Annotated in this window: 16 protein-coding genes and 1 pseudogene; 7 read left to right on the top strand and 10 right to left on the bottom strand. The window is 68.4% G+C overall.

The window, feature by feature from the left end:
• The first annotated feature begins 689 nt into the window (after positions 1 to 689).
• Positions 690 to 1,364: a hypothetical protein gene (locus C1J00_RS22355; protein ID WP_102910844.1), complete on the top strand. Its 675-nt coding sequence runs from the start codon at positions 690 to 692 to the stop codon at positions 1,362 to 1,364.
• A 37-nt stretch (positions 1,365 to 1,401) separates the two neighbouring features.
• On the opposite strand, the gene C1J00_RS22350 is transcribed toward C1J00_RS22355, so the two are convergent.
• Positions 1,402 to 3,138, bottom strand: a complete 1,737-nt coding sequence (locus C1J00_RS22350; RefSeq protein ID WP_102910843.1) for a SpoIIE family protein phosphatase — start codon at positions 3,136 to 3,138, stop codon at positions 1,402 to 1,404.
• A gap of 436 nt (positions 3,139 to 3,574) precedes the next feature.
• Here C1J00_RS22350 and C1J00_RS22345 point away from each other — a divergent pair, with 436 nt between their 5' ends.
• On the top strand, positions 3,575 to 4,915 hold the full coding sequence (locus C1J00_RS22345; protein WP_342751736.1) for an ice-binding family protein: 1,341 nt from the start codon (positions 3,575 to 3,577) through the stop codon (positions 4,913 to 4,915).
• Positions 4,916 to 4,933: 18 nt separating this feature from the next.
• Here the strand turns inward: C1J00_RS22345 and C1J00_RS22340 are convergent, their stop codons facing one another.
• The 4 genes from C1J00_RS22340 to C1J00_RS22325 form a co-directional block, all read right to left on the bottom strand.
• Positions 4,934 to 5,248, bottom strand: coding sequence for a hypothetical protein (locus C1J00_RS22340; protein ID WP_245936451.1), 315 nt, complete (start codon positions 5,246 to 5,248; stop codon positions 4,934 to 4,936).
• A gap of 166 nt (positions 5,249 to 5,414) precedes the next feature.
• Positions 5,415 to 6,260, bottom strand: a complete 846-nt coding sequence (locus C1J00_RS22335; protein WP_102910841.1) for a helix-turn-helix domain-containing protein — start codon at positions 6,258 to 6,260, stop codon at positions 5,415 to 5,417.
• A 27-nt stretch (positions 6,261 to 6,287) separates the two neighbouring features.
• Positions 6,288 to 6,800, bottom strand: coding sequence for a DUF6879 family protein (locus C1J00_RS22330; RefSeq protein ID WP_180989646.1), 513 nt, complete (start codon positions 6,798 to 6,800; stop codon positions 6,288 to 6,290).
• A complete protein-coding gene (locus C1J00_RS22325; protein ID WP_102910840.1) occupies positions 6,778 to 7,008 on the bottom strand; it encodes a hypothetical protein in 231 nt (76 codons plus the stop codon). Before C1J00_RS22325 ends, C1J00_RS22330 begins: the two co-directional genes overlap by 23 nt.
• 264 nt (positions 7,009 to 7,272) lie before the next feature.
• On the opposite strand from C1J00_RS22325, the pseudogene C1J00_RS45370 reads away from it, so the two are divergent.
• Both C1J00_RS45370 and istB read left to right on the top strand, forming a co-directional pair.
• Positions 7,273 to 7,410, top strand: a pseudogene (locus C1J00_RS45370) (hypothetical protein); the annotation flags it as partial.
• Positions 7,407 to 8,198: an IS21-like element helper ATPase IstB gene (gene istB / locus C1J00_RS22320; protein WP_102910839.1), complete on the top strand. Its 792-nt coding sequence runs from the start codon at positions 7,407 to 7,409 to the stop codon at positions 8,196 to 8,198. The pseudogene C1J00_RS45370 and the gene istB, both read left to right, overlap by 4 nt.
• Positions 8,199 to 8,282: 84 nt before the next feature.
• Here istB and C1J00_RS22315 read toward each other — a convergent pair whose 3' ends face one another.
• A complete protein-coding gene (locus C1J00_RS22315) occupies positions 8,283 to 8,900 on the bottom strand; it encodes a TetR/AcrR family transcriptional regulator (protein WP_245936449.1) in 618 nt (205 codons plus the stop codon).
• A 105-nt stretch (positions 8,901 to 9,005) separates the two neighbouring features.
• Between C1J00_RS22315 and C1J00_RS22310 the strand changes: the two genes are divergently transcribed.
• Positions 9,006 to 10,187: a cytochrome P450 gene (locus tag C1J00_RS22310; RefSeq protein WP_102910838.1), complete on the top strand. Its 1,182-nt coding sequence runs from the start codon at positions 9,006 to 9,008 to the stop codon at positions 10,185 to 10,187.
• A gap of 287 nt (positions 10,188 to 10,474) precedes the next feature.
• On the opposite strand, the gene C1J00_RS22305 is transcribed toward C1J00_RS22310, so the two are convergent.
• The 4 genes from C1J00_RS22305 to C1J00_RS22290 form a co-directional block, all read right to left on the bottom strand.
• Complete coding sequence (locus tag C1J00_RS22305; RefSeq protein ID WP_102910837.1) at positions 10,475 to 10,867, bottom strand: hypothetical protein; 393 nt, start codon at positions 10,865 to 10,867, stop codon at positions 10,475 to 10,477.
• Between the two features lie 66 nt (positions 10,868 to 10,933).
• Complete coding sequence (locus C1J00_RS22300; RefSeq protein WP_102910836.1) at positions 10,934 to 12,610, bottom strand: relaxase family protein; 1,677 nt, start codon at positions 12,608 to 12,610, stop codon at positions 10,934 to 10,936.
• 4 nt (positions 12,611 to 12,614) lie between these two features.
• Positions 12,615 to 13,094: a plasmid mobilization protein gene (locus tag C1J00_RS22295; RefSeq protein ID WP_439333427.1), complete on the bottom strand. Its 480-nt coding sequence runs from the start codon at positions 13,092 to 13,094 to the stop codon at positions 12,615 to 12,617.
• A 500-nt stretch (positions 13,095 to 13,594) separates the two neighbouring features.
• Complete coding sequence (locus C1J00_RS22290; RefSeq protein ID WP_245936448.1) at positions 13,595 to 13,828, bottom strand: helix-turn-helix transcriptional regulator; 234 nt, start codon at positions 13,826 to 13,828, stop codon at positions 13,595 to 13,597.
• Between the two features lie 480 nt (positions 13,829 to 14,308).
• Here C1J00_RS22290 and C1J00_RS22285 point away from each other — a divergent pair, with 480 nt between their 5' ends.
• Together C1J00_RS22285 and C1J00_RS22280 are read left to right on the top strand one after the other, a co-directional pair.
• Positions 14,309 to 14,611 carry a helix-turn-helix domain-containing protein gene (locus C1J00_RS22285; protein ID WP_342751735.1) on the top strand — a complete coding sequence of 101 codons (303 nt, stop codon included), beginning with the start codon at positions 14,309 to 14,311 and terminating at the stop codon, positions 14,609 to 14,611.
• Position 14,612: 1 nt separating this feature from the next.
• Positions 14,613 to 15,959, top strand: coding sequence for a tyrosine-type recombinase/integrase (locus tag C1J00_RS22280; RefSeq protein WP_102910833.1), 1,347 nt, complete (start codon positions 14,613 to 14,615; stop codon positions 15,957 to 15,959).
• Positions 15,960 to 15,999 lie beyond the last annotated feature (40 nt).

Raw genomic sequence — 15,999 nt, 5'->3', positions numbered from 1 at the left:
GCCGGCGGCTCGGTCGGCGGCGGCTGGGGGGCCGGGAAGGAAGCGGCTGTAGGAACGCAAGGCGATCCTTTCGCTGTGTGCGGAGTTGAGCCGGTGGATCACGTACGCTCCGGCGGCGATGAGCACGAGGAGCGCGGCAATGGTGAGGGCGATGTCCATGGCGGTCACGACCTGACGGTCGGTCGAACGCGGGGAGTGTTCGGGAGAAGCGGGCCCGCCATCCCTCGGGCGCGTGGTGGTGCATTGGTGCCGGCGGTGCCGTTCGTGCTCGTGGTGCCGGTGGTGAAGAGCTGCAGTACGGCCCTGCGCGGGTCGGGCACCGGCCACGCGTCGGCGGCGGGGGTATCGAAGGCCGGGGCCATCGTGCTGACCTGTCTCCGGAAAATCGTGCGCTGCGCGAGGCTTCCGGCGAAGTGTCTCGCCGAGGACGAGACCAGCGCGGGAGCCGGTGTGCGACATGCCCTCGGTACCTCCACCGTACTCCCGTGCGCTGCCGCCTGTCGGGAAGCGGACGGAACCGGCGTACCCGCCTCGGCGTTCACGTCCACCGTCGGTCCCGAAGTGGGCGCGGCGCGGGAGTACGGTTGAAGACACCGAGGGCGTCGCGCGCCGACTCCGACACCGGTGCCGCTCTCGGCGACCGACGACGCCGGGCCGGGCCCGTCCGTGCCCGAAGCAGGGCTTGCCTCATGACCGTGAACGTGCCGGCTGCGCCGACGACCACAGAACTCCTCGGGCGTCCCGTCCGTTCGCTTCCGCCCGCGACGCGGAAGCCCGGCCCGAGGCCGGAACGGGGCTCTTCGCCCCGGGAAGGGCAGCGCGTACGTCCGCTGACCCGGCGTCAGATCGAGGACCATCTGCAGGAACTGGGTGATCTGTACGCGGAGACGTCCGGCGGCGGCCCCTGGGCGTGGAACCAAGCCCGCAGCGCCTTCCTGCGGCGGCTTGCGACCGACGCACGGCGACCGGGATTCGAGCTGCTGATCGCGGAGACCACCGTGCTGACCGGTTGCGCCTACGGTTTCCCCGTACGCGGCGACGGCCCCTGGTGGGAGGGCTTATACGGATACCTTCCGGGGCGGCTGCTCCGGCTTGCCGCCTCCGAACGCCTCTTCGTGATCTCCGGGATCCACGTTCCCTCCCGGGCACGCAGGCAGAACCAGGACCGTGCCTGGAACCTCGCCCGGCGCCTGCAGAAACGGCTGCTCACCGACCACGGTGCCGCCGTCGCCGTCACACTGGTGAAGCGCTCCGACCACAGGACCGTCGAGGCGCTGCGGTCCTGGGGGTGGCGGTACATGGAAGGCGACACACCTCGGACGGCTCCGCTCGGCCCGTTCCGCGTGCTGGTCCTCGACACCTGAGTCCCGGTGTCCCCCCGAGCACCGCGGTCGCCGCCCTTCAGGGCGACGGCAGACGCAGGGCGAGGAGGGCCACGTCGTCGGTGCTGCCGGGCGGCATGCGGGCGGGCAGTTGGTCGCACAGCGTGTCCAGCGGTTCATGGGCGAGAGCGAGGGCGTGGCGGCGCAGACGGGCGAGGCCGGTGTCCAGGTCGCTGCCGGGGATCTCGATCAGACCGTCGGTGTAGAGCAGGAGGGTGGAACCCGGTGGAAGGGACTGCGCGGCGCTCGGCCGGCTGCCGCCGGTGCCCGGAGGGGCGCCGAGGAGGAGTCCCTGTCCCGCTTCGAGGTACTGCGCCTGTCCGTCCCGGGTCAGCAGCAGCGGCGGCGGGTGCCCCGCGCTGGTCCACCGCAGCGTCCAGGGGCCGGTGTGCGGGTCGCCTTCGAGCAGGGCGAGGACGAGAGTGGCCATGGGGACGGTGGTGATGGCGGGCATGGCGTCGTCGAGGCGGTCGACGACGGCACCGGGCGGGCCGGTGTGGTCCCAGGCCAGTGAGCGCAGGATGCCGTGCAGTTGCGCCATTCCAGCCGCCGCGGTCAGGTCGTGGCCCACGACGTCGCCGATGACCAGCGCGAGCGTGCCGTCCTTCCGCTCGAACGCGTCGTACCAGTCGCCGCCCACCTGGGAGCCGGCCGGGGCGGGCTGGTAGCGGGCGGCCAGTCGCAGACGGCCGGGCTGGGGCAGCGGGGCGAGCAGGTTGCGCTGCATGGCCTCGGCGACGGCGCGCTGACGGCCGAAGCGGCGGGCGTTGTCGATGACCAGCCCGACCCGGCGGCCGATGTCGCTCACAACGGTCAGATCGTCGGCGTCGAAGGGGTGCGCCGGGTCCGTGCGCACCAGCGTCAGGGCGCCGGTGACCCGCGACCGGGAGCCCAGCGGCACCGTGACGGCGGACCTCGCGCCGGTGGCCCGCAGGAAGCCGTTGTGGACGGTGGCCAGGGCGGAGGCTACCGGTGCGGTCATGTCCGCCTCGCGCTGCAGGACGGGATCACCACCGTTCAGCACCTGGACCAGAGGCGAGCGGGCCTCCTCCCCGGCCTCGGGAAGGTGTTCCTGCCAGTCCTCCTGCGCGGCGTCCCGGCCCTCGAGCCCCGTCACCGCCACACGGTGGACCTGTCCGGAACCGACCCGGAGATCCACCGCCGCCCAGTCGGCGAGGCGGGGAACCAGTAGGCGGCCGAGCCGGGCGAGGGCCTCATCGGTCTCCAGGGTCTGACCGAGCACGTCCGTGATCTCCGCGACCAGCGTCAGCCGCTCGGTGAGGTTCTCCAGAGCACGTGTGTAGGCCGCACGCTCCCGACGCGCGCTGCGGTCGCCGGCGGCGTCGGTGAACAGCACGGCCATGCCCGAGAAGGCGCCGTCGTCCGTCAAGGGAGAAGCGGACCAGTAGGTCGTGATCAGACGACCGTCACCGCGCAGACAGACGCGGCCCTCCTCCCGCGTCTCGGCCCTCTCGGCCACAGCCCGCAGCAGCGTGCACTGCTCCCGGGGGATCCTGCGGCCGTCCGCATCCCGGTGCAGCAGGTCGTGGGCGTCCTCCCTGAGCATCGTCGGAGCGGCGCGGCCGAGCAGCCGCTCGGCTGCCGGATTGACCGCGAGGATCCGTCCGGCGGGATCCACCACGATCAGGGCCGTGCCCAGCTGCCCGACGACCCGTTGCCAGAAACCCGGCTCGGCCGCCGATCGCCGGCGACCCTCGTCTCCCACACTCGCCACCACGCCGCCCCCTCCCGTCATGGAAACCCTCCCCGAAGACCGCGGGCGGGCCGGCGGCGGACACACCAATGGGTCGATGATCCCCCGACTCCTGGCCGACGGTTCGGAAGCCCGGCACTCCGATGCGCTCCGGCGCAGGTGCCCGGCAGCCACCTTGTACCCGGGTCTCTGCCCCTGTAGCGAAATCCGCGTCGACGGGAGCACCGGTAGGAAGATTACCGCATTCGGCTCCGGTTCCTCGAATTCAAGCTATTTTCGCAACACTGTGCACCGTTCGAATGAGTATTAATTCTCCGGTCTTGTTCAAGTCAGTTACACCGATATTTCTGCGCAATATGCGGCGGCAGTAACAGCAGCGAGGCTTCCCGGGCTCTCAGTAGAGCCCGGTATGCCATGACCCACAGGAAATGGCTTTTCGATGAAGCTGAAGATCCCCCACGTAACTCACCGTCGTCGAATGTCCGGCTTGCTGGCCTCGGTACTCGCCGCCACGGTCGCCGCTGCGATGGTCGCCCTGACACCGACGCAGGCCGTGGCCATCGCGACGCCCGTGCCTTTGGCCACGGCCGCGGACTTCTCCGTTCTCGCAGGTCAGGGTGTTACCAACACCGGCCCCTCGGTGATCAGCCAGGACCTCGCTACGCACCCGAACCCGTCCATCACCGGGTCCCGCCCGGCCTCGTGCTCGGCGAAGTGCACGCTGGGGGACGCTGTTGCGCTTCAGGCCAAGTCCGACCTGGTCACGGCGTACAACAACGCGGCGGGCCAGGCCACGGACTTCGCACTCCCGGCGGCCATCAGCAATGGCCAGACGCTGCTTCCGGGCGTCCACACCGCCGAGGTCGGGGTCGGGCTCACCGGCGACCTGATCCTGAACGCCGGGGGATACCCGAACGCCGTCTGGGTGTTCCAGATTCCCGAGGCTCTGACGACGGCGTCCGCCAGCCGGGTGCTCCTCACGAACGGCGCCTCGCCGTGCAACGTGTACGGGCAGGTCGGCAGCTCGGCCACCCTCGGCACCGACTCCACGTTCGTGGGCACCATCATGGCGCTGACCTCGATCAGCGTTAACTCGGGGGCGAACATCGAGGGCCGGGCGCTGGCCCGTAACGGCTCCGTGACGCTCGACAACAACCGGATCTTCCTCAACAGGTGCGCGACCTCCACCAGTGGTGGAACGACGACGGGAACGACGACGGGAACGACCACCGGGACCACGACCGGAACGACCGGTGGGGGCCTCATCAGCGGCGGCCTCGTGACCGGCGGCCTCCTGGGCGGACCCATCGCCTCGCCCGGCAGCACCTCGGGCAACGTCGCCGGCAGCACGTTCGGGAACACCGCGGGCAACACCTCCGGGAACACCGCGGGCAACACGGCCGGCAACACCACCGGCGGCAACGGCGGCGGGAACGGCGGAGGCCACGACAACGGGCCGGGTCACGACCACAAGCCCGGCGGGCCCGGCCACCACAAGCCCGGCGGGCCCGGCCACGACGACAAGCCCGGCGGGCCCGGCCACCACAAGCCCGGCGGGCCCGGCCACGACGACAAGCCCGGCGGGCCCGGCCACCACAAGCCCGGTCACGGCGACGAGTCCGACCACGGCAAGCGGCCCCATGAGGCCTACGGCTACGGCAAGCAGCCCCATGAGGCCTACGTCTACGGCAAGCAGCCCCACGAGAACCACGGCCACGCCGGGAAGCCCAAGGGCGATGGCGGGCCGCGTCGTAGACCGGCAGCAGCGCCATCCTGTCGGCGGGGTGCTCGTGGAGGTAGTGGGAGAGCTCCCGGATGATCTGGTCGTCCCTGACGCTCACGGCGCATCCAGTCCGTTCCGCTCGGCGTAGACCCACAGCAGCCGCCGGGTCAGTAGGGCCATATCGCGGAGGTAGAGGTAAATCCCGAAGGCCGGCGTCTCCGCGGTCGGCCGGTTGGTGAGGTCGACCAGCCTGGTCCCTCTGCGCAGCAGGCTGCGCACCTCGCTGTCGTCATCCGCGCCCAGGTCCTCGCGGAGCAACCGGTTCAGGTGGTGGGCGATCGCCGGCACCTGCCGGTCCATTTCCGCGCGGGTCGTGGTGCCCATTTCCTGGCCGAGAACGGTGTTCGTCTGCGAGGAGATCGCGTCCACGTCGATGGGGTGTCGGCGCCCTCAGCGTCCTCGGTCGTCTCGCCCCTCTTGCCCGTACTTGCCAAAGTCATCACTGGCCCCTCCGGAGCACACTTTCTGCCGTGATGACAAAGCTAGGAAGAGGGGTGGCCGGGCCTCTATGAATGTGCCCGAACTTGCCCGACGTTCACCCCAGAGAATCGATGGCCGCCGTGATGAGTTCACGCGCTGCGGGACCGTAGACGGCAAGTTCGGCCAGCTCGCCGAACGTCTTGGCATACATGGCAAGTTCGTGTTTCTGGACGACGCTGAGATGCGCCGAGATCAATTCGACGTTCACCAGCTCGTCGTCGTACAAGAAGAACCCCTCGACGGGCCAGAGCCCCGATCGGTCGGCGTCCTGGGGGATGATGCCGATGCTCACCGACGGGAGCGCCATGACGCTGAGGAGGTAGCCGAGTTGGCCCGCCATCACGTCGGTGCCGCCGATGCGATACCGCAGAACGCTTTCTTCCAGGAGAATGGCGAACGTGTGGTTGCCGTAGACGACCTGTTGCTTCTCCACGCGCACCTTGACTGCTGCCGGCACGTCGTCGATAAGCCCTCGGCGGTCACGAATGGATGTCAGAAGTGCGGTGATGTACGAGGCCGTCTGCACAGGGCCGGGGATGAGCCACGGCGAGTAGATGCGAAACCGCTCGGTGCGCTCCCAGAGGGGAACCACAGATTCCTGAGCCCACTTGAGTCCATGGCGCTCCATCTTGCGCCACTCGACATACATGCCCTCGATTCCACGGGCGGTCGAGATGAGGTCTTCTGCCTCACCCTCCGCGGCGCACGCGGAACACCACTCGCGAAGGTCGCGCTCCGAGGGCGCGCGGGCGCCGCTCTCGAAGCGCGAAGCCTTCGACTCGTGCCAACCCAGGGTCTGGGCCAGGGCCCGCTTGGTGAGTCCGGCTGCCTTTCGGATCTCGGCGAGGCGTTGTCCGAGTGCCTTGCGGGCTTCCTGGACGCTGGAGGAGGGTGAGGTCATGTCGGTCCGGGGCTGCTGATGAGACCGTTAGGCCAGTGCGAACTGCGCGTGAGGTGTCGCCCGCTGCCACACGGCCTCGAAGGCTGACTCGCAGAGCTTCGCGACCTCGGGGACATCGGTGAGTTCCACGTCCATGTTCTCGCCGTCTCCGTCGAAGTGGTTGACGAGGACGAGGCTGGAGTCGAAGAGCCAGAAGTCGTTGCCCGGAAGCGCGAGGTCTGTCGCGCTGCGGCGCGAGAGCCAGCGCACGTCCTCTCCGGCGGCGAGGTTCAGCCCGTCGGTCACGTCGTACTCGAAGCGGATGTACTCGCTGACCGGCGTCGAGACGATCCGTGCCCGGCGCACTTCGACGCCTCGGGAGGTGGCGGCGGTGACGAGGCTGTGCCAGTCGGCCCAGCGCTCGGCGGGGTCGAGGGCCTGGCCGGCCTTCCAGTCGATGAAGGCCGGGTCCGACTTCATGTAGGCGTCGCGCATCTCCAGGTGGACCGCGGTCCTCTGGCAGTCGCGGAACAGCTCCTCAAACGTCGGAGTCCTCGTCATCCTTCTTCACCTCCAGAAAGAACTGCACCATGCGCCGGGGGATCTCCACCACCGACTCGTGACCGGGGATGTCCATCTGGCGGAGGCGCTCGATGTCCTCCACCTTCCACCCCTGGACGAGGTAGTTGTCCTTCTCCTCGTCGAGGTAGATGGTGGGCGAGCCGCCACTGGGACTCTCCGGGTCCTTGCCGAGCCTACGCAGGGCCATGATGTCCTCCTCGGACGCCGGTAACGATCTCTGTGCCAGAGCTTCCCCGCGACTGGGCTGCCAAGCCAGGAACTTGCCGAAACTTGCCGGGACTTCAGGCCGCGACCCGATAGATGAAACCTGGTCGCCGAGAGGATCGGGAGCACCAGGTACCGGAGCGCTCGGCCAGCTGCGAGATGCGGTAGCTCGTCACACCACCGATAACCCTCGACCCGACTCGAAGGTCAAGCCGGAATCGTTCCTGCGGAGCCGGACCGGACGAACGTGACCTCGCTGACCGAACGGCGGCTTGCCCAGCTGCCGCCCGACACCAGGCCGCTGCCCTCGGTCGCGGCCTACGACCAGCTGCTGCGATCCCGGCAGCCGATCGACCGCCCCGCCATCCAGGGAGAGATGCCGTGACACTCAAACGTCACCGCGGGCTGACTGAACAGGCCGCGACCGCTGCCGTCGACCAGGCATGCCGAATGCTCCGGCTGCCCACCATCCGCGCACAGTTCCCCGAGCTGGCCGAGGCCGCCGCCCGCGACCAGATGTCCTATCGCGGGTTCCTCGCCGAACTGCTGATGGCCGAGTGCGACGACCGGGCCCGCCGCCGCTCCGAACGGCGCATCAAGGCGGCACAGTTCCCGCGGGAGAAGTCGCTGCGGGCCTTCGACTTCGACGCCAACTCGAACATCGACGCAGCCGTCATCCACACCCTGGCCACCTGCGAATGGGTCAAGAAGGGACTGCCGCTCTGCCTGATCGGCGACTCCGGAACCGGCAAGTCCCACCTGCTCATCGCAATCGGCACCGAGGCCGGCATGGCCGGTTTCCGCGTCCGCTACACACTCGCCACCAGACTGGTCAACGAGCTGGTCGAGGCCGCAGACGAGAAGATCCTGACCAAGGCCATCGCCCGCTACGGACGCGTCGATCTCCTCTGCATCGACGAACTCGGCTACATGGAACTGGACCGCCGCGGCGCTGAGCTGCTGTTCCAGGTGCTGACGGAGCGGGAGGAGAAGAACAGCGTCGCCATCGCCTCCAACGAATCGTTTGGCGGGTGGACAAAAACATTCATCGACCCGCGGCTTTGCGCGGCCATCGTCGACCGCCTCACCTTCGGCGGGAACATCATCGAGACCGGCACCGACTCCTACCGGCTCGCCAGCACCCGGGCCGCCCGGGCGCAGAACGCAGCCTGAGGCTGACCCGTCCGAGCCCCAAAACCGGCCAGACTGCGTTCACCGCTACCCGTGCCACGACCGAGTGCGCGTGCGCTGAACACGCTAAGCCGGGCGGGGGAGTGAGTTGAGGCCCTCGATCGCGATGTCGGTGGCCCTTTGAACGGCTTTGTAGGTCTGCTCCGGCCGGTTGCCCCGCTTTTGGCATGCGGCGACGACGACCTTGATCGCCCCGACCAGCGAGCCCACCGCCGCGGCGGCCTCCACGAGGTCCAGCTCGGGGCAAGCCAGGTGGAGCGCTTCGGTCAGCTGCAGCTGGATGTCGAACAGCAGGTGCAATTCGCGCGCCTGAAGTGCCGGGACCGACGCAATCAGCCGGGTCCGAGCCGGGCCGACCTTCCGCGCCAACTCCGAGTCCGTGTCCGCGAAAACACTCTGGTCGATGACGCGCCGCAGCAGGTCGGCCACCGGTTCGCCGGGCTGCCGTTCTCCGATGATCTCGACCGCGCGCTCCAGCCGCGACCTGTCGTCGAAGAAGACGATGTCGTCCTTGCTGTCGAAGTAGCTGAAGAAGGTCCGTGTCGCGATGTCTGCGGTGGCCGCGATCTCCGCCACGGTTGTCTGGTCGTAACCCTTCTCGGCGAACAATCGCAGGGCGCCTTCGATGAGCGCTTGCCTCGTGCGCATCTTCTTCCGCTGGCGCAGCCCTGGTTCGCTGGTCACGACAGCACCTTACCGCTTACCGCATGCGATGTAATTTTGCATTCATTGACGTTTTGCATTGAGTGCTGTTTTATCGGGAGGTCCGTACCGACCGAGGAGCGGCCGATGGAGAGCACGTCCCCGGCAGTGGTCATGCCCACGGCCCGCCAGAACCCGTTCGATCCGCCCGAGGAACTGCGCCGTCGGCAGGGGCTCGGCCCAATCCATCGGATGACCTACGTCGACGGTGGTCAGGGGTGGTTGGTGACCGGCTTTGCCGCAGCGCGGGCGGTCCTGGCAGATCCCCGGTTCAGCGTCCGCCCGGACCACATGCGCTCACCGGTTGCCCAGCCGGCAAGGACGCCCGTGCCGCCGGGATTCCTCCTCCGCATGGACCCGCCCGAGCACGACCGCTATCGGCGGTTGCTCACCGGTGACTTCACGGTGCGCCGGATGAAGCTCCTCGAACCGGAGATCGAAGCGATCGTCAATGACCAGTTGAACGCGATGGAGCTCGCCGGGGGCCCGGCCGACTTGTTCAAGGCATTCGCGCTGCCGATCCCGTCACAGGTGATCGGCGAACTGCTCGGGGTCCCCTACTCCGACAGGGAGGGCTTCCAGCGGAACGCCGCCACGCTCTTGAACATCGACCTCACAGCGGAACACCGGCAAGAGGCGGTTAGGGAGCTCATGGCGTATCTACGGGACCTGCTGCGCCACAAGCGTTCCTGGCCAGAGGAAGATGTGCTCAGCGGGCTCGCTGCGCACGAGGGACTTACTGCGGACGAGAGGGCCGGACTGGCGCTCCTGCTCCTGATCGCCGGGCATGAGACGACGACGAACATGCTTGCGCTGGGTACTTTCGCTCTGCTGGCCAACCCCGCACAGTTAGCCGAGGTCCGCGACAAGGAGGAAGACGCCCCTGCGGTGGTCGAGGAACTGCTGCGTTACCTCACGATCATCCATCACGTGGTCCGTGTCGCGCTCGAGGACATCGAGCTCCACGGCTGCGTGATCAAGGCCGGCGAGTCCGTCACCGTCGCACTTTCCGCGGCGAACAGGGACGCTGACCATTTCGCCGCCCCGGACGCGCTTGACCTCACCCGCTCCACGGCCGGACACCTCGCGTTCGGTCACGGCCTCCACCAGTGCCTCGGGCAGCGACTGGCCCGCGCCGAAATACGCATCGCCCTCCCCGCACTGCTTCGCCGCTTCCCGGCGCTACGTCTCACTGTCCCACCCGAGGAAGTGCCACTGCGATCGGCCATGACGATCTACGGCGTCCATGAACTTCCGGTCACCTGGTAGGCAGATCAACATCGAGAAGAACGACGGGTGCTCGGCGACCTGCAGCGCGACGTCAGTCAGTTTGAGCAACGCCCCTTCACTGCCAGCTCCCCACCGCCATCCGGCCCTTCAAGTCCGGGTCTAGATCAACTCACTCAGGCACACGGCATGGATCAGTTGCGACTTCCGGTGTTGTCACTTCTCATCGACATTTCCGACCCGAGTGATCGCTAAGTGCTGCCGGAAACCGCCGACAAATGTTGTCCGCTCCCACCTACGAAACCAGGCCGCCGTTGGTGTGCGTCCGGTCAGCTGTCTTCGTCCTCGGCGGGGTAGTCAGTGCCGTGTCGTGCGGCGACGATCCTGGCCAAGCGGTCGCATTCCGCGTAGTCCTCGTCGGACATGGTGGCGTAGATGTTGCTGCACAGGGAGCCTTCGGGAAGTCGGTCGATGTACTTCGTGACCAGGTCGACGAGGGCCTTCTCTGCCTCGTGGGTTTCACGCGCCCAATCGTTCTGAAGCCTTCGCTGCGCTTTCGCGGCGGTTATCTCCGCCGGGGTGGCGGTGCCGATCAGGTCGTGTTCGGCGTCGGTGAACGCGGTCCCGTTGTGTCGGTACAGGACCCAGGAGTCATCGCGGGGGGTGCTCTCCAGTTCGGTGAGGAGGACGACGATATTGGGGCGGACAGTGGGCTGGGGCATGCGTGGTTCCTTGTGAGGTGTCGTGTGATGGGTGTCGGTGAAGGTGGCGGCCGGGCGCAGGGGTGATCAGGGCCGCCGCGTCTGGGGTTCCTGCGGCCGCGGAGCGGCGGGGCGCCCTGCGGCGTGGTGCGCGTTGGCTGCTTGGGCTCGTGGGCTGGGTGCGTGACGTTCGCCGAGGCGGCGGATGCGCCAGGTCAGTGCTCGTGCGGGGCTGTGGGCGTCGTCGAGCGTGCGCCAGCTGAGGGCCCGGTCGAGGATCGCGGTCGGGGTGTGTCCGGCTGCTTCCGCCTCGGCGAGCACGGTGGCCAGGGCGTCCCAGGCGGGGTCGTCCAGGATGCGTTCGGCGTGTTCGGGGACCGCCTGTTGGAGATGGTGGGCGTAGCGGCGTCTGATCCGCTGGCCGGGTGAGCGGCTGGCGAGGCCGGCCAGGACCGGTCCGGCGATCTGCGCGTACGCGGCCTCCAGGTGTATGAGGGTCTGCTCGGCCGCCGCTTGCTGCTGGGCGTGCCGGCGGATGCGGTGCCAGTGCATTGCGTAGGCGACCGCGGTGAGCCCGACGTCCAGCAGCATCGCCAGCCCGGCACCGTCGCCATGCCGCGCGGGTTCCTTCCAGATCGCCTGGACACTGCGACGCAGAACGCAGGCGCTGGCGTGATCGGCGGCGGTGCGGGAGCGGGTGGCGCGCTCGAAGGCGACGGCGGCGCGTTCGAGTTCCGCCCGCACCGTGGTGGGGGCGGTGAGCGGGAGCAGGTCGAATGCTGCGCCGAGCGCGGCCAGCTGGCCCTGGACCACTTGGTCGCTGCTGCGGATGAGGTGGTTAGGGATGCGTTCAGTGGCGGCGGTGGCCTGGTGCCAGGGGTTGCCCGGCCGGACGGTCGCGGGCTCAGGGGTGGTGGTGGCGAGGCGTTTCCGAATCTGCGGGAGGGAGAGGTCGCCGGCGAGGGTGGAACCGGCGTAGAACACGGGCTCGCCCTTGTCGTTGGTGTCTCCGGGCAGGGCGAAGTTGCAGCCGAGCGCGTCGCCGGAAGGACCGACCTTCAGTCGAACAGTCACACCCGTGGCCTCCAGAAGGGCGAAGAACTCGGCCTCGGTGGAGGCGGCTGCCATCGCACGGCGGACCCGCAGGCGCAGGATCGCGCGGGAGGTGGCGTCCTGGCCCAGGCGCTTGGCCTTGAAGTGCTCCTTGCTGGTGGGGCGCTTGGCGGCGGTGCCGTCGCCGGGCTTCAACCGCCGAAGCCCGTGGTCGACTTCGATCTGGCGGGCTTCGCGCTGGACAGCCCGCTGGTCGTAGTCGCGTTGGGGGCGCCGGCCGTCCTGGCGGACGAGGGTGGCGGCGATGTGGATGGGGTCGTCGGCGTGACGGACGGCCACCCAGCGGCAGGCTTCCTCGTCCCTGTCGGGGGCGATGCCGGCGGCAGCCACGATCCGTCGGGCGATGGTGGCCCACTGGTCGTCGGCGAGGATCGGGTCTTCGGGCGCGGCACGGACGGGGCAGTGCCACACGGTGTACTTGGGTGCCTTGTCGCCCAGCATCCTCACGGGCTGGTCGAGCTGTGCGGCGAGCTGGGCCTCCACCTCTTTCGGGTCGCGGTGAGGGCTGCGGCCGGGGTCCGGAGCGAAGCCGTTCCAAAAGGCCACCAGGTGCGGGTCGACGTGCTCGTTGGCCCTGCCCTTGCCGAAGAGATAGCCGATGGTGCGGCGCGTGGCCTGTGGCCCATTGCCGAGGATGATCTTCGGGATCAAAGGCTCACCGCCCCTCTGTGATCTGGGCGATGGCGGTGTCCAGATCAGCGATGGACGCTTCCACACGGCTCAACAGCCGTTGGACGTTGTCGGGGTGGGGCCAGGCGCCGTCCTGGTTGAGGTGGCGGGTGAGCTGATTGAGGTTGCTGCCGACCTTGCCGAGCTGCCCGTTGGCGGCCATGAGGGTCTTCACCATGGCGCGGTAGTCGGCTACGGCTGCGGTGGGGTCGTCGTCACGGGCGGCAGCGAGCGCGCACTCGGCTACGTAACCGCCGGGCTTCATACGGCTCAGAGCAGCGGCCTTCTTCACGTGAGCGATCTCGGCGGCGTTGTAGCGGGGATGGACGCGGTGCTCGCGCAACTGCTTGTCACGCAGACGGCGACGCGGCGCAGGCTGCTGCGGCACGTTCGACGACAGCTCGGTACCCCCTCCCTCGGTCGGCTCCCCCGGGCCGGCCGACCCCGGCGCCCCTGCGCCGGGCACCTCCGCACCCTCCAGGGCGGGGGCCGGGTAAGGACTCCTTACCCGACAACTTGCTGCGCGGTTGTCTGGGGCTGAGGCGGTGTGCGTCTGCTGCTGAGCTGTAGGCAGTTCGTGGTGCTGCTCGTGCATGGGGGGTGCTCCGGTGGTGAGGAAGGAGGGAGAGGGGTCACGTGCGTCGCATCCGTCCCATGCCTGGTCAGCACAGGTACGCCGGGTGTTCGACGGTCCTCGACGCGGGGGACCGTGTGTCCGCCTGATCCTGGCGGCGCCACGGGATGCCGCCGGGGACCGCGGGAGTGGGCCAGCCGGTGGGGGAGGTGTTCGTAGTGCTGGGGGACGTAGAGTCCTCCATAGGCCTTCCTCTCCGGTGAGAGGCAGGACGGGCACGGCCCCGCCCCTCACCAGCTCGTTCGTTCAGGGATGGGCAATCGGCAGGGGAGTCTTCGGCCCTCGGCGTTGGCGCGCTGGAGGCCGCTTCGTTGTCCGCGTCGGGCGCGGAGTCAGGCCGTGAGGTCGTACGACGTCTGGGCATCCAGCCACGCGTCCACCTCCCGCCAGCGGTAGCGCAGGTGACGGCCGACCTTGTGGACGCTGGGGCCGATGCCCCGGTACTTCCACTGGTAGAGCGTCTTCACCGGCACCCCGAGGTACGCGGCCACGTCGGCGGGAGTGGCGAGCTGATCACGCTCGGCGCCGGCAAGGCGCGAAGAGTGGTTCGGCAATGAGGTCTCCATATCGGAATTAGGGTTTTGGATGGCAGGCGTGGACAACACAGCCACACCACCCATGGAAGCGTCCAGAGTGAATTCTGAATCCCTGGTTACTTCCCTCGGTGTCGCCGGGGAAGACCAAAACAGTAAGGGCGGATCGCCGGTTGCCGAAATCGCTCCCGCGGAAGTCGAAATTTCCTGCGGCGAGGCAACCGGCCGAGGTGCCGGAAACCGGTACCTCGGCAGCTCAGAGACGGCATCCAGCAGTCAGGAGCGACGCGGCCAGCCTGCCGGACACTGCATTCGATAGGTGCTCAAGTCGCCCATCTCTTTGACGCGGAGGGAAGGCAGCACAACCTCTCCGTTGAAACGGCTCGTGATGTACCGGAATTCGACGAGACGAACGTCACTTCGCCCTCGAATGACTTTTGGAGAGTTTAAGAACCAACTCTTGCCATAGCGGCTGGCTGCAAGTTACAGCTATCTGTCATGCCCAATCGACCTGTGGAAATAGGACCTGCCGGCCTCCACACCGCCCGCGCCCTCGAGCACCTCCGCCTCGTGCGCGGCCTGACCCAGCACCAGCTCGCCGCCCGCTGCACCGCACTGGGCCGCCCGATGGCCAACACCGCCCTCAGCCGCACCGAACGCGCCCGCCGCCGATGTGACATCGACGACCTCGTCGCCCTCGCCACCGCACTCGGCGTCCCTCCCGCAGCCCTGCTGCTCCCGTGGCCGACGCACGCCCCCGCGTCCCACGCCACCGCCCTGTCCCTCACCTCCATCCAGGAGGCCCTTCTTGGCTGACGTGTACGACCGCTGGCACAAGTCCCACCCCAAGCCCACAGAGGCCGAGTGCGGCGAACACAAGAGCCGTACGCGGCAGATGGTCCCCACGGCAGACCACGGCATCGGCAAGCGCTGGCAGGTCCGCTACCGCGACCTGGACGGTCACCAGCGAAAGGAGAACTTCCACACGAAGGCCGAGGCGGACAACCGCGCCGCCGAGGTTGACGTCGAAATCCGGCGTGGCTCCTACGTCGTCCCGGCCGAGACGAAGCAGACGCTCGGCGCCTACGCGCAGAAGTGGCTCGACGCGAACTCCGTCGGCCCGACGACCGCGCTCCGCTACGAGGCGACCGTCCGTAACCACATCGTCGAGCACCTCGGCCGACGTGAGCTGCGGTCCCTTAACCAGCCCTCGGTCATCCAGGGTTGGATCCGCACCCTCCAGGACGCCGGCCTGGAGGTGTCGATGATCGAGGGCATCTTCGACATCCTCTCCAGCATCCTCGGCTCGGCTGTGGAGGACGGGCTGCTGCCGAAGAACCCCTGCAAGGCGAAGTCGGTCAAGCTCCCGACCGCGACCAAGAAGAAGATCATCCCTTGGCCACTGGAGCGCGTTCGCGCGGTCATCACCGGACTACCGCAGTGCTTCCAGGCCGGTGGCAAGCTCGCATTCGGCTGTGGTCTGCGGCAGGGCGAGGTGTTCGGATTCGCCGTCGAGGACATCGACTTCAAGGGCGGCTGGATCCACGTCAACCGCCAGGTCCGGCTGGTCGGCACGAAGCCTGTCTTCGCCCTGCCCAAGGGCAACAGGATCCGGTCAGTGCCCCTGTCGGCTCATCTCGCCGACGTACTCAAGGCGCACATGAAGGAGTTCCCGCCGGTCGATGTCACCCTGCCCTGGACCAAGCCGAACGGCGAGCCGAAGACCTTCCGTCTCCTCTTCGTCGACAAGAAGAAGCGGGCCGACAACCGCAGCGTCTTCAACATGGGCGCCTGGAAGCGAGCCCTGGTCGCCGCAGGCGTGATCCCTCCCCGCGAGCGCGGGGCGAGGTACCTCCAGGCGGCCCCGGAGGACGGCATGCACGCCCTCCGGCATGCGTACGCCTCCGTGCTCCTGGACGCGGGGGAGAGCATCAAGGCGCTCTCCGAATACCTCGGCCACTCGGACCCCGGCTTCACTCTGCGGACGTACACGCACCTGCTGCCGTCCAGCGAGAGCCGCACCCGCAAGGCGATCAACGACGCCTTCACCGAAACCGAAGCGGGGGAAGGCGAGGCCGAAGACAACGGTGACCCGCCCGCCACCGAGGGCACATCAGCACCCCCAGCGAAGCCAATGTGCCCTCAATGTGCCCTGGCCGCCTGACGGCCCCTCCCCGGCACGAAAAAGGGCGAGGCCCTAAGAC

Origin of the sequence: Streptomyces cahuitamycinicus (assembly GCF_002891435.1) — a bacterium.
Classification (GTDB): Bacteria; Actinomycetota; Actinomycetes; order Streptomycetales; family Streptomycetaceae; genus Streptomyces; species Streptomyces cahuitamycinicus.
This window is presented reverse-complemented; position numbering and strand designations above follow the sequence as displayed.

What these genes read in the sequence shown, in the direction of transcription:
- C1J00_RS22355 (WP_102910844.1), top strand. Translation starts at nt 690, where the DNA reads ATGACCGTGAACGTGCCGGCTGCGCCGACGACCACAGAACTCCTCGGG.
- C1J00_RS22350 (WP_102910843.1), bottom strand. Translation starts at nt 3,138, where the DNA reads ATGACGGGAGGGGGCGGCGTGGTGGCGAGTGTGGGAGACGAGGGTCGC.
- C1J00_RS22345 (WP_342751736.1), top strand. Translation starts at nt 3,575, where the DNA reads ATGTCCGGCTTGCTGGCCTCGGTACTCGCCGCCACGGTCGCCGCTGCG.
- C1J00_RS22335 (WP_102910841.1), bottom strand. Translation starts at nt 6,260, where the DNA reads ATGACCTCACCCTCCTCCAGCGTCCAGGAAGCCCGCAAGGCACTCGGA.
- C1J00_RS22330 (WP_180989646.1), bottom strand. Translation starts at nt 6,800, where the DNA reads ATGACGAGGACTCCGACGTTTGAGGAGCTGTTCCGCGACTGCCAGAGG.
- C1J00_RS22325 (WP_102910840.1), bottom strand. Translation starts at nt 7,008, where the DNA reads ATGGCCCTGCGTAGGCTCGGCAAGGACCCGGAGAGTCCCAGTGGCGGC.
- C1J00_RS22310 (WP_102910838.1), top strand. Translation starts at nt 9,006, where the DNA reads ATGGAGAGCACGTCCCCGGCAGTGGTCATGCCCACGGCCCGCCAGAAC.
- C1J00_RS22305 (WP_102910837.1), bottom strand. Translation starts at nt 10,867, where the DNA reads ATGCCCCAGCCCACTGTCCGCCCCAATATCGTCGTCCTCCTCACCGAA.
- C1J00_RS22290 (WP_245936448.1), bottom strand. Translation starts at nt 13,828, where the DNA reads ATGGAGACCTCATTGCCGAACCACTCTTCGCGCCTTGCCGGCGCCGAG.